Genomic DNA, 12692 nt, shown 5'->3' on the forward strand with positions numbered 1-12692 from the left:
ACCGGGGCGGACTGCACTGGTCAGGAGTTTTAACCGCCAATTATCCGCGTTCCCAACGGAACAGGCGCGATGCCAGGGCAACAAATAGAAGGGTCATAACCCCCAATGCCAGCAGGTGGTGGCCCACATCCAGCAAGCCGGCCCCATCGATCATCACGGATCGTGCCGCAGCGACGATATGGGTCAGTGGCAATAGCTGTGCGAATGATTGCATCCAGGGATGAGCCCCTTCCAGTGAAAACCAGACGCCGGAGAGGAACATCATCGGCCAGCTACAGATATTCAAAAGTCCACCTGCCAGTTCTTCACTGGCGGTATGTGCGGCGATTAACAGCCCTAAAGAGATCATGCTGATCGCCCCCATCAGGGCAACCAGTAATAGCGCCAGGTAAGAGCCGAGCATAATGAAATCTATTAACAACTTGCTGCCGATAAAAATCAGGCTACTGATGGTCAGGGTAATCATCAATCGGGATGTGACCTGCGCGCTGACAAATTGGGCGGCGCTGATTGGGGTTGCTTGCAGGCGTTTGAGTACGCCATTTTTGCGGTAGCGAACGATTACATACCCGACCCCGAATAATGAACTGAACATCATGTTCATACCCAGGATGCCCGGCATAACCCAGTCGAGGTAACGCACGGCTCGCCCGCTCACGGATTGACGAAGGTGGGGGGATTGTTCTGCCTGCTCATCGGTCGTTAGTAGTGCTTGCAAGAAGTAGCCGTTGCGGCTGTCCGGGTTAATCCAGTAGCGAGTAGGCTCTCCAGCCTCCAGCAGTAAATCGATCTGGTGGTAACGTACTCGATCGATCCCTGTCTCGCGGTCTTTAAAGGCGACCCATTGAATGTAATCAAGATGTTGTAGCGGTAAGGGTTGTTGGGAAGGTTGATCCACATAGCCTACCTTGAACAGATCTCGCTGTTCGTTAGAGAAGGCAAAGGAGAATCCGATGACGATAAAGATCGGCAGAATCAATGACCAGGCCAGCGCCGATCGGTCACGAAGATATTCCTTGTTGCGGGCCAGCAATAGAGCCAGAAAAGCGCGCATCTATTCCCCTCTCAGTTGGTGTCCGGTCAATTTAAGAAAAAGATCATCGAGCGTTCGATTGCGTATTTTCAGACCGGATAGTGGAATCCCGAGGGCTATAAATTGTTGCAGTGTTGATTCAACTGAGGGGGCAAAAAACTCTATTTCGTGTCCGTTTGCCTGACAGGGGATATCGATCTTATCGAGCTGATTTTTTACGGCACTCTCAGGCAGGCTGATACAAAGATCATTGAAATGACGATGTAGCAGGCTTTCGGGAGATCCGCTGTCGATGATGCGGCCGCGATCAAGAATCAGTAATTGGTCGCACAGGAGCTCCGCCTCATCCATGTAGTGGGTGGTTAGCACCAAGGTCTTTCCCTGACGCTTTATATCCCGAATCAACTCCCAAAAGCGACGGCGTGACTGAGGGTCCAGGCCGGTGGTAGGTTCATCGAGGAAGATAATCTCAGGATCATTCAATAGTGCCAGCGCCAGCAGAAGCCGTTGGCGCTGACCGCCGGATAATCGAGTGGCATAGCGATCGCGAAAGCTGTTCAGCTCGCAGAGCTCAACCAGCTCTTCAATCGGCCGGGTTCGTTGATAGAAACTGGCAAACAACGACAATATTTCATCCACGCGAAGGTAATCCATCAGCGCGGTGTTCTGGAATTGAATACCAGCATAACGAGTAAAGGCTTTAGTACGGGGTTTGCCCCGGAAATGTATGTCGCCGGCGCTGGGCTCTGTGATGCCTTCAATCATCTCCAGGGTTGTTGTTTTCCCTGCCCCGTTTGGTCCCAGCAACCCAAAACAGACTCCAGCCGGGATGGTAAAACTGATATCGTCCACTGCTACCAGTTCAGGGTATTCCTTACGCAGCCCTACTACTTCAAGCAGGGGGGCATGTGTCGGCATCGGGTCAGTGAATGCCATCGGTGTTTCCTGTAACGGTCTCGGGTGGCTTCTTCGTTGTTGCTTCGACTTTCCGTCGGTCGTTGCTTGAGGGGGCATTCTCTATTGCTGGTGCCGGGTCTTCGCCCCAGGGGGCGACTTTGAGCAATAGCAGCATGCCGGGAATAGCCAGCAGGGTGCAGAATATAAAAAACTGACTCCAGCCAACGGCATCAACAATAAACCCGGTAAACGCATTGGCCACCGTGCGGGGCAAAGCGGTCAACGCCGTAAAGAGGGCTAGTTGCGTGGCTGTATGGGCGCGACTGGTGCTTCGAGCGATAAAGGCGACGAAGGCGGCCGTGCCGAGTCCGACTCCCAGATATTCGAAACCGATTACCAGCGCGAGTAACCACAGATTGTAGCCGTTTTCGGCCAATACTATAAAACCGAGAATGGAAACGATCTGCACTGCACCGAAGACCCAAAGCGCGCGATTGATACCAATGCGTACCATCAGAACACCGCCAAGGATACCACCAATGATCATGGGCCAAAGTCCGGCGTGTTTAGCGATGACGCCTATTTCAGTCAGACTGAATCCCATATCCAGATAAAAAGGCGTGGCCAGCGCCGTGGCCATGCTGTCGCCCAGTTTGTATAGAAACATAAAGGCCAGGATCAGGCAGGCCTGGCGGGCTCCGTTGCGATTAAAAAACTCGATAAAGGGAGCTTTGACTGCATGCTCCAGAGTCGCTGGTGGCTTGGCTGCATGTGAGGGTTCGTCGACGCTCAGGGTGAGCGCGATGCCAAACAGCATGAACAGGGCAACGATTGGAAAAACCGTCGACCAGGGCATGATATCGGCCAGAATCAAGGCCAGCGAACCGGGAATCAAACCGGCAATACGGTACGCATTGACGTGGAATGAGTTGCCCAGTCCAAGTTCGTGGTCGGGCAGGATTTCGCGTCGGTAGGCATCCAGCACAATATCCTGGCTGGCGCTGAAAAATGCCATTATGGCTGCGATGGCTGCAATCAAACCCAGATTACTGGTGGGCACCATACCCAACGCTGCGATCGACAGCAGCAAACCCAGTTGGGTGGAAAGCATCCAGCCCCGTCGCAGCCCCAGTAAAGGAAAACGAAACCGTTCCATCAGGGGAGACCAAAGAAACTTCCAGGTGTAAGGAAAACCGATCAGGGTAAAGAGACCAATTTCCGTCAGGCTTACTCCCTCGCTACGCAGCCAGGCGGGCAGCATGGAAATCAACACATAGAGTGGTAATCCGGAAGCGAAACCGGTAAAGACGCAGATCAGCATGCGACGATTGAGTAGCGCCTGCCAGATAGAGTGTGACGGCATTAGGCTTCCAAGCCTCCCTGCCACTGGAAACGCCGCAGAGGGATACGATCGCCAACAAACTCTATGCCTTCATCGAGCAGACGTTGTTGTTGGCGCAGGTATTGGGGTGAGCCTTCGGGGAAGGATAAACGCCCTTTGCTATTGATCACCCGGTGCCAGGGAATCATTGACCCCTGGGGTAACTGCTTTAACACGCTGCCAACCATACGGGCATGTTGAGGCAATCCAGCCATACGGGCAACCTGGCCATAGGTTACAACGCTACCGCTGGGTACCAGACTGACAACGTGCCAGATTTTCGTTTGAGGAGTATGGAGTTCCATTATTGGTCAGCAGAGTAAGGGAGTCGATTCCTATAGTACCTTATGTGAGGAGGGTACAACTAACCTGGGCTTGAAGGGGATGCACGGGCCAGGGAATACTCAGCAGTGCGCTACCGAGACAATTAATCGGCCGATGTCCGTGGCGGAGACGTATGTGAACTATACTTTCGTTCGGGGTATTAGGTATTCTGTGGGGACTGTATTGGTAATACGCTCAAAGAGCGCCAATAGATCAGATTATAGATATAAATGATCAAGGAGATCAGGAATGAAGAAGGCACTCGCACTGCTCCTTACCGGGCTGTACGCAGTTTCGGTATGGGCGAATCAGCAGCCCTACGATTTTCCTACGTTGGGCTCGACCTACAGCAGCTATGCCGCCACAGTGGTGGGTACCTTGCCGGAAGTGGCCGCTGATTTGCCCGAAGAAAACCCCATGAGTTCCAGCCGTATCCGGATTTTTGAGGATCGCCAGGTTCCTGACCCGTTCTTCTTCGATGAAACCCTGCGTTATTCCTATGCCTGGCAAGACGAAGCGGCGCCGCTGGTGTTTATGATTGCCGGGACCGGTGCTTCTCATAATGGCGCCAAAAATGTCGAAATGGGCAAGGCGTTCTACCACGCGGGGTTCCATGTGGTATCTATCTCATCGCCCACCTATATGAACTTCATTGTTTCGGCCTCTGAGAATTCGGTGCCAGGTCATGCTTACGAGGATGCCAAGGATATCTACCGGGTGATGGAAAAAATCCGGGAAAAGCATAAGAGTCGTGTTGAAGTTACCGACTATTATGTAACCGGATACAGTCTTGGGGGCTTCAATGCGGCCTTTGTGACCAAGCTCGATGAAGAGCGCCAATCCTTCAACTTTCGTAAGGCCCTGCTGATTAACCCGCCTGTCAGCCTTTATAACTCCATCTCTCTACTCGATCGCATGAGTCAAAATATTCCAGGCGGCGCGGATAACTTCGACCAGTTTCTGAACTCCTTGATGGACGAGGTGAGTAAGGTTTACCAGAAATCAGATACCGTCGATATGGATGGCGAGTTTTTGTTCAAGGCATACAAGGCGCTGGATCCCAATAACGAGGAGCTTGCCGCACTTATTGGCGTATCGTTCCGCCTGTCATCTTCGAGTCTTATCTACACCTCTGACGTGATCAATCAATATGGTTTTGTGGTGCCTTCCAATGTCACCATGACCCGAAATTCCAGCCCGGGTGATTATATGGTTGTGGCGAATCAGCTTGGCTTTACCGATTACTTTCACGGCTTTTTCTACCCCTATTACAAACCGCAGCATCCCGAGCTGGACCGGGAAGGGTTTGCCCGCACCATGAACCTTGAAGCGCTGGAGTCCTACTTTAAATCATCCGATAAGATTGAAGTCATGCATAACGCCGATGACATCATTCTCGCGCCCGGTGAAATCGATTTCTTCCCCCGCGTGTTTGGCGATCGAGCCAAAATTTACCCCAAGGGAGGTCACTGCGGGAATATGTCACACCGGGATAATGTGGCTCATATGATCAGCGTGTTTAAGAACTAGGGGGCGGGGAAATGATCAATATTATGAGTAACAACACAAATACTCTGATGCGTATTTTTCTGGTGCTTGTTATGGGGACTTTTGTCTCGGCCTGCAGCACCAACCCGAGAGTCGATGGCGATGTAGCCGATAAGGCTTATTATGACGCCGGTAAGCTGGTCGCCAAAGATGGTGACTATATGGTCAAGGACGACTATGACCCCTGGGAAGGTTTTAACAGGACCATGTACCGGTTTAACTATCACCTGGATCGCTATGTTCTGTTGCCCGTTGTGGATGGCTACCAGTTCATCACGCCCGATCCGGTAGAAACCGGTATCCATAACTTCTTCAATAACATCCGTGAGATACCGACATTTTTTAACAGTGTCTTCCAGCTCGAATTTACCAAGAGCTATCAGACGGCAGGCCGTTTTGTTACCAATACCACGGTAGGGCTGCTTGGCTTTTTGGATGCGGCCACTTATTTCGGTATTCCCAAGCACAAGGAAGATTTTGGCCAAACCTTGGGTTACTGGGGAGTTGGCAACGGGCCCTATCTGGTGCTGCCGCTGTTCGGCCCCTCTTCTGCTCGTGACGGTATAGGTCTTGGAGTGGATACTCTGATGATGTCGGCTGTTTATAACGAACTGGATATGAAATCCGAAGAAGAGCTGGCTCTTATGGTAATGAATGGCATCGATACGCGCGCCAATACCTCGTTCCGTTACTACGAGACCGGTTCTCCGTTCGAGTATGAGCTGGTCAGGGAGCTTTGGTTGCAAAAGCGTAAACTGGATATTGAAAAATAAGGGATGAGAGCGATGAGATCTGTTTATAGACTGATGCAAATGTTGTTCTCCTGCGTGCTGTTGGTGTCTTTAATGACTAACAGTGCGCTTGCCACAAGCCACCAGGAGAGCATTAAGATAGGCATAACGGTGTCTCTCTCCGGGGAGTATAAATCCCAGGGCAAGAGCCTGCTCAGGGGCCTTGAAATGTGGGCCAAGGACCTGAATTCACGAGGTGCCTTGCTGGGTTCCAAAGTGGAAATCGTGCACTACGACGATCAATCGGATCTGCAAACCAGTGCCCAGTTGTATGAGCGTCTGGTGACGCGAGACAAGGTCGATTTCCTGGTAGGACCCTATGCGTCCGATTTGACACTGGCTGCCAGTGACGTAGCAGAAAAGCATGGGATACCCATGGTGTCGGGTACCGCCGCGGCTGAAGCTATTTGGGAGCGCGGTTATAAAAATATCTTCCAGGTGGACCTGCCCGCGGGTCGCTATATGGATGACGGCCTGGAGATTGGTAAAGAAGTGGGGGTAGAGCGGGTTGGTATTCTGTATCGGGATAGTCTGTTTACCCGGGAAGTTGCCATGGGAGCCAAGAAGTTGGCCGAAGAGCTGGGAATGGAGGTCGTGGTTTTTTCCGGTTACTCCTCGAACACCCAAGACTTCTCCAGCATGGTGAAAGATTTGAAAAATCAGGGTGCCGAATTGGTACTGGGCGCCGCTTACTTGAGTGATTCCATCGCTATCGTCAAAGAGGCTAAGCGGCAAAATTTTAGCCCCAGAGCTATCGGGTTTACATCGGGTCCATCGTTGAATGCTTTTGGTCAGACTCTGGGTGCTGATGCTGAGGGGATACTGGGTTTTACCCCCTGGATTCGAGCCGTACGAGAGCCGATGGCGTTTGATTTTGATTTCCGTTACCGCCGCTTGTACAACGAAGCCGCTGACAGTAATGCGGCTGGTGGCTACGCGGCAGGAGAAGTTTTGGAGGCAGCGGTTCGTCTGTCCAAGACCCAGGACCGGGACGCCGTCCGTGATCAGCTTCGCAAGATGACCTTTGTGTCGGTGGTTGGGCGTTACAGGGTCGATGGCAGTGGCAAGCAAAACGGCAAATCGATGTATATCATTCAATGGCAGGGTGGTGACCGCCACCTTGTTTTGCCTGAACGATATGCGGAAAAAGACTCTGTGCTCTTTGTTCCCTGGAATGATCGTTAGTCGTTTTTCAGTGGAGCGATGAGCTTTCCCTGTTGTGATTTAAAAGCCCCGTGAACAGCTCATGTCACGGGGCTTTTTTATTTCACCTTAGACGTCAGTGGTTATTACAGGCGTAAGCCGCCATCGAGTTCGATAATGCGACCGCTGTAGTAATCGTTTTCAAAGATGTACGCCGCGGAATGGGCAATCTCTTCGCAGGTTCCCATGCGTTTGAGGGGAATGCCGGCGGTCATGCGATCCAGTGCCTCGGGCTTCATACCGGCGGTCATATCGGTGGCAATAAAGCCGGGAGCGATGGCTGCGCAACGAATATTGAAACGTGCCAGTTCCTTGGCCCAGCTAACGGTCATGGCGGCGACTCCGGCCTTGGCAGCGGAATAGTTGGTTTGCCCCATATTACCGGCGCGGGAAATACTGGAGATATTAATAATGACGCCACTATTTTGTTTCTCGACCATCTGTGCGGCTACTTCCCGGGTGCAGAGGAACACACCGGTCAGGTTAACGTCGATCACCGATTGCCATTGAGACAGACTCATTTTGGTCATTTCACCATCACGAGACTTGATCAGCAGCCCATCACGTAAAATGCCTGCATTGTTAATCAGTCCATCAATCTGGCCAAAATCATTTGCGACCTGTTGCACCATGGCTTCCACGGCGCTTTCATCGGCGACGTTGGTCAGGTAATAGCGCGCGCTGCTGCCCGCTTCTTCGCAGGCCTGCAGGCTTTCCTGTAGCTTTTCTTTATTAAGGTCGACCAGGGCGATGTTGGCGCCTTTGCGGGCCAGCTCTACTGCCATCGTGCGTCCGAGTCCCTGTCCGGCACCGGTAATAATGATGTTCTTATTGGTTAGTTCCATGGGAATCTCCTCTGTTTAGGCTTTAGGTATCGATTGAAAGGGGTTGCGTGCCATCATACCTGAACCTGGAGCCGTTGGGCCTGACCACTAATGAATGACGCAAGGCCTGTATCTATGGCTCGGTTTCCTCCGGCCATGACCGACCTGGCAGGGATTGCGAGCAGGGGTTGAACTTTGATCAATTGCCTCCATCTATAACCCCATACTTTTGCTGGATATTGACCATGCGCATACTATTTTTGCTGTTTATTATCGTCCCTATTGTAGAGATGCTGGTATTGATCAAGGTGGGAGAGGTGATTGGTGCCTGGTATACCGTGGGTCTGGTGCTACTGACCGCCGTGATTGGTATCAACCTGCTGCGCCAGCAAGGCCTTAGTACCCTGATGCGAGCCAATCAGCGTATGAACAGTGGTGAAATGCCCGCGCAGGAAATAGTGGAAGGATTTCTCTTGGCTGTGGGAGGCGCGCTCCTGCTAACCCCGGGTTTCGTAACCGATACCTTTGGCTTTGTTTGCCTGATCGCCCCTCTGAGAAGGGCGATGGTTGGTAAGTTGATCGCTTCAGGGCGCTTTTTTGTCGGTGGTCAATCCACCCGTTTTGGTGCCCGTCCCGGGTTTGATCGAGACTCCAATGTGATCGATGGCGAATATCGGCGCGAAGATTAATTTTTTTCTGCCCGGGTGTTGAAATCTCTCGAGTCACCCCCATCTACAGGATCACCCAATACGCTTCCGCTGCATTGCATAAGCAGGCTGCGGGGCAATAAGGGGCTAAAGAGCAGTAAAGCCCCTGAATTTTCCGGTTCGTCCGGGAGCAGATACTAAACGGTTGCTGGTCTTCCAGCATTTTGTAAAACACTGGAGAAATATCAATGAAAATTCGTCCGTTACACGACCGTGTGGTTGTACGTCGTCAGGAAGAGGAAACTACCACTGCAGGTGGCATTGTGCTGCCAGGTTCCGCTACGGAGAAGCCTAATCAGGGCGAGATCGTTGCTGTTGGCGAAGGCGCCGTTCAGCAAAGTGGCGAGCTGCGCCCCCTGAGCGTTAAAGTGGGTGACAAGGTCGTATTTGGTCAGTATGCCGGTAGCAACACCGTTAAGGTTGATGGCGAAGAGCTGATTATCATGAACGAAAGCGAAATCTACGGTGTGCTTGAGTCCTAAGACTCTGTACAACTCCCTTCGCATTGATACACAACTGAATTTTTAAGGAATAGAACAATGGCTAAAGAAGTTTTGTTCGGTGATAGCGCCCGTCAACGTATGCTGGCTGGTGTAAACGTATTGGCTGACGCTGTAAAAGCTACTCTGGGTCCCAAGGGCCGTAACGTCGTGCTGGAGAAGTCTTTCGGTGCCCCAACCATCACCAAAGATGGTGTTTCTGTTGCTAAAGAGATCGAGCTGGAAGACAAGTTCGAGAACATGGGCGCACAGATGGTCAAGGAAGTTGCTTCCCAGGCGAACGATCAGGCGGGTGACGGTACCACGACTGCGACTGTTCTGGCGCAATCCATTGTCAACGAAGGCCTCAAGGCCGTTGCTGCGGGCATGAACCCAATGGACCTCAAGCGCGGTATCGACAAGGCTACCCACGCCGTTGTTGCTTCCCTGCAGGAAATGGCCATTCCTTGTACTGACGCCAAGTCCATCGCTCAGGTGGGTACTATCTCTGCCAACAGCGACGAAGAAGTCGGAAATATCATCGCCGAAGCGATGGAAAAAGTCGGTAAAGAAGGTGTTATCACCGTTGAAGAGGGCAGCGGCCTGTCCAACGAACTGGACGTGGTTGAAGGTATGCAGTTCGATCGCGGTTACCTGTCTCCTTACTTCATCAACAACCAGGAAAGCATGAGCTGCGACCTGGAAAACCCCTTCATTCTTCTGGTTGACAAGAAGATCTCCAACATTCGTGAGCTGCTGCCAGTTCTGGAAAATGTTGCCAAGGCCTCGCGCCCACTGCTGATCATTGCCGAAGACGTTGAAGGCGAAGCCCTGGCGACTCTGGTTGTGAACAACATGCGCGGTATCGTTAAGGTTTCTGCCGTTAAGGCGCCAGGATTTGGCGATCGCCGTAAGGCCATGCTGCAGGATATCGCTATCCTGACCGGCGGTACTGTGATCTCTGAAGAAGTGGGCATGAGCCTGGAAACCGCGACCCTGGAAGATCTGGGAAGCGCCAAGCGTGTCTCTATCACCAAGGAAGACACCACCGTGGTTGACGGTGCCGGTGTGGCTCAGGACATCACGGGTCGTGTTGAGCAGATTCGTGCTGAAATCGAGCAGTCCAGCTCCGATTACGATCGTGAGAAGCTGCAAGAGCGTGTTGCCAAACTGGCTGGCGGCGTAGCCGTTATCAAGGTTGGCGCGGCCACCGAAGTAGAAATGAAAGAGAAGAAAGCCCGCGTTGAAGATGCCCTGCACGCTACCCGTGCTGCGGTTGAAGAAGGCGTTGTGGCCGGTGGTGGTGTTGCACTGATCCGTGCTTTGTCTACCATCGAAGTGGAAGGTGCTAACGACGAGCAAAATGCCGGTATCGCCCTGGCGTTGCGTGCGCTGGAAGGTCCTATCCGCCAGATCGCTGCCAACTCCGGTGATGAAGGTTCTGTTGTGGTTGAGCGCGTTAAGAACGGCGAAGGCAGCTTCGGCTACAACGCTGCGACTGGCGAGTACGGCGACATGATGGAAATGGGTATCCTGGATCCTGCCAAGGTAACTCGTGCTGCACTGCAAGCGGCGGCTTCTGTTGCTGGCCTGATGATCACCACCGAAGCCATGGTTGCTGACAAGCCTGCCGAAGGCGGCGCTGCTCCAGCCATGCCTGATATGGGTGGCATGGGCGGAATGGGTGGCATGGGCGGCATGATGTAAGCCAGCCTGGCACTCTGATCGCCAGCCTTGCTGGCGATCCATAAAAAAACCCGTCAATTACTGACGGGTTTTTTTATGTCTGCAAGACAGGGTCGCGATTGATGGTTGTTGGCCTAGTGGCGTAAGCGCCGGGATATCTGATCCAGTTCGTCGGATAATGACACCAGACGCAGGCTGGTCTCGCTGGTTTGTTTGGCCTTGTCGCTGTTCTCAGACGCGATGCTGGTGATCTCGGTAATATTGCGAGTGATATCTTCCGATACGGAACTTTGTTCCTCGGCTGCCGTGGCGATCTGAGTATTCATATCGCGAATCGCTTCAACGGCAGAGGTTATGTCCTCCAGCTTATTGGCCGCTTCCTCGACAATCTCCTCGCACTCGGTCATCTTGCTGGTGCCCTGGTTGATCGCGCTCACCGCATTGACCGCACCCTGTTGCACCTTCTCGATAATACCTTGTATTTCGGTGGTGGATTGCTGGGTGCGTTGGGCCAGCGTTCGAACTTCATCGGCGACCACGGCGAAGCCTCGTCCCTGTTCGCCAGCTCGTGCGGCCTCTATGGCGGCATTCAATGCTAACAGGTTGGTTTGCTCGGCAATGCTGCGAATCACATCCAGTACGGTACCAATCTGAATGCTGTTGGTTTCCAGTTCACCGATGACCTGGGCTGTGGTGTTGATTTCGGTCGCCATGGCCGCAATCGTTTGCAGTGCATTTTTCATAACACTCATACCCTGTTGACTCGCCTCATCGGCATCGTTGGCACCGCCGACCGCGTTGGCTGCGTGGTTGGCCACTTCGCTGGCGGTGGCTGACATCTCGTTCATAGCGGTCGCGACCTGATCGGTTCGCTCGTGTTGCTCGTGGGTACTGTGATTGATGTCATCCGAATTTTGCTTCAACTGGCCGGAAGACTCCTGCAGTCCGACCAGCGTCGAGTTAAGCTGTTCGACGGTTGCATTCAGGGCTTGTTGCAGCTGACGAGAGGCATCTGCCAAACTTCCCAATTCGTCGTTGCGCTCGATGGTATTGGTATGGGACAGATCGCCTTCGCTGATATGGGTAAGGTGCTGGCTAATGCTCAACGTGGGAGCGACTACACTGCGATTGATATACCAGATGATCGTTGCCGTGGCAGCCGCCGACAGTAACAGCATGACCACAGCAATAGTGATGATCAGGGCTTGGCTACTGTCTTGAAGCTCTTTGCTATGTTCCAGGGCAGCCAGGTTTAGCGCTTCGCCGGCTTCATCCAGCAGTTTGGAGGGGGCCCGGTCAATTCCGGAAACGGCCTTGTCGCCTACGGCTGAATCGTAATTGGCGGCGACAAAAGCGTTATAGCCTTGGGTATAGGCAGTGCCCATTTTTTGGTGTTCGCTGATGAACTGATCCACCAACAACTTGGCGTCGGCAATATCAATGCGAGCCGAGAGTTCCTTGCCCAGGGTCTGGATCTTTTCCTGCTCCTTGTTGAATCGACCCCAGTATTTATCCCGTTGCGCGTCGTCGCTGCCGCGTAACAGGACATTCTTCCATTCTTGCACCTGGCGCTTGAACTCGATATTCATTTCAAGCGCTCGCTGGGAGTTTTGCAAGTCGTGATCCACCAGGTGGTCGTATTCGCTGATGGTTCCGCTGAGCTGGGATATGCCCCAAAGAGCGGTCAATATAATTAACAGAACTCCGGCGATAATGCCTGTGCACACCTGCACCAGAAGAGATCGTGAAAACCAATTCATGGAATTTTCCCCTGAAACTACCTAACTTATTCGTCAGTGTAGACTAAGCCGAGGATAGC

General features: G+C 52.6%; 12 protein-coding genes. 6 read left to right on the top strand and 6 right to left on the bottom strand.

The window, feature by feature from the left end:
* Positions 1-40: 40 nt before the first annotated feature.
* The 4 genes from MIB40_RS10340 to MIB40_RS10355 are packed head-to-tail and all read right to left on the bottom strand — an operon-like array spanning position 41 to position 3616.
* Positions 41-1054 (bottom strand): ABC transporter permease, encoded by a 1014-nt coding sequence (locus MIB40_RS10340; RefSeq protein WP_249693750.1) that lies wholly within the window; start codon positions 1052-1054, stop codon positions 41-43.
* The gene (locus MIB40_RS10345; protein WP_249693751.1) at positions 1055-1969 is read right to left on the bottom strand and encodes an ABC transporter ATP-binding protein; all 915 of its coding nucleotides are present in this window, start codon (positions 1967-1969) and stop codon (positions 1055-1057) included.
* Positions 1956-3293, bottom strand: coding sequence for an AmpG family muropeptide MFS transporter (locus tag MIB40_RS10350; RefSeq protein WP_249693753.1), 1338 nt, complete (start codon positions 3291-3293; stop codon positions 1956-1958). The genes MIB40_RS10345 and MIB40_RS10350 overlap by 14 nt, the downstream gene beginning before the upstream one ends.
* Positions 3293-3616, bottom strand: a complete 324-nt coding sequence (locus tag MIB40_RS10355) for an MGMT family protein (RefSeq protein WP_249693755.1) — start codon at positions 3614-3616, stop codon at positions 3293-3295. The genes MIB40_RS10350 and MIB40_RS10355 overlap by 1 nt, the downstream gene beginning before the upstream one ends.
* A gap of 268 nt (positions 3617-3884) precedes the next feature.
* Here MIB40_RS10355 and MIB40_RS10360 point away from each other — a divergent pair, with 268 nt between their 5' ends.
* The 3 genes from MIB40_RS10360 to MIB40_RS10370 all read left to right on the top strand — a co-directional run bounded on the left by MIB40_RS10360 (position 3885) and on the right by MIB40_RS10370 (position 7159).
* On the top strand, positions 3885-5165 hold the full coding sequence (locus tag MIB40_RS10360; RefSeq protein ID WP_249693757.1) for an alpha/beta hydrolase: 1281 nt from the start codon (positions 3885-3887) through the stop codon (positions 5163-5165).
* A 23-nt stretch (positions 5166-5188) separates the two neighbouring features.
* The gene (locus MIB40_RS10365; RefSeq protein WP_249693758.1) at positions 5189-5956 is read left to right on the top strand and encodes an MlaA family lipoprotein; all 768 of its coding nucleotides are present in this window, start codon (positions 5189-5191) and stop codon (positions 5954-5956) included.
* A 72-nt stretch (positions 5957-6028) separates the two neighbouring features.
* Positions 6029-7159 (top strand): amino acid ABC transporter substrate-binding protein, encoded by a 1131-nt coding sequence (locus MIB40_RS10370; protein ID WP_249693760.1) that lies wholly within the window; start codon positions 6029-6031, stop codon positions 7157-7159.
* A gap of 104 nt (positions 7160-7263) precedes the next feature.
* On the opposite strand, the gene MIB40_RS10375 is transcribed toward MIB40_RS10370, so the two are convergent.
* A complete protein-coding gene (locus MIB40_RS10375; protein WP_249693761.1) occupies positions 7264-8022 on the bottom strand; it encodes an SDR family oxidoreductase in 759 nt (252 codons plus the stop codon).
* 224 nt (positions 8023-8246) lie between these two features.
* Between MIB40_RS10375 and MIB40_RS10380 the strand changes: the two genes are divergently transcribed.
* From MIB40_RS10380 to groL, 3 genes are all read left to right on the top strand, one after another.
* Positions 8247-8690 (top strand): FxsA family protein, encoded by a 444-nt coding sequence (locus MIB40_RS10380; RefSeq protein ID WP_249693763.1) that lies wholly within the window; start codon positions 8247-8249, stop codon positions 8688-8690.
* Between the two features lie 206 nt (positions 8691-8896).
* The gene (locus MIB40_RS10385; protein ID WP_249693764.1) at positions 8897-9190 is read left to right on the top strand and encodes a co-chaperone GroES; all 294 of its coding nucleotides are present in this window, start codon (positions 8897-8899) and stop codon (positions 9188-9190) included.
* A gap of 57 nt (positions 9191-9247) precedes the next feature.
* A complete protein-coding gene (gene groL, locus MIB40_RS10390; RefSeq protein WP_249693768.1) occupies positions 9248-10894 on the top strand; it encodes a chaperonin GroEL in 1647 nt (548 codons plus the stop codon).
* Between the two features lie 113 nt (positions 10895-11007).
* On the opposite strand, the gene MIB40_RS10395 is transcribed toward groL, so the two are convergent.
* Positions 11008-12633: a methyl-accepting chemotaxis protein gene (locus MIB40_RS10395; protein WP_249693769.1), complete on the bottom strand. Its 1626-nt coding sequence runs from the start codon at positions 12631-12633 to the stop codon at positions 11008-11010.
* Positions 12634-12692: the final 59 nt, after the last annotated feature.

Source organism: Aestuariirhabdus haliotis, from assembly GCF_023509475.1.
GTDB classification, from domain to species: Bacteria; Pseudomonadota; Gammaproteobacteria; order Pseudomonadales; family Aestuariirhabdaceae; genus Aestuariirhabdus; species Aestuariirhabdus haliotis.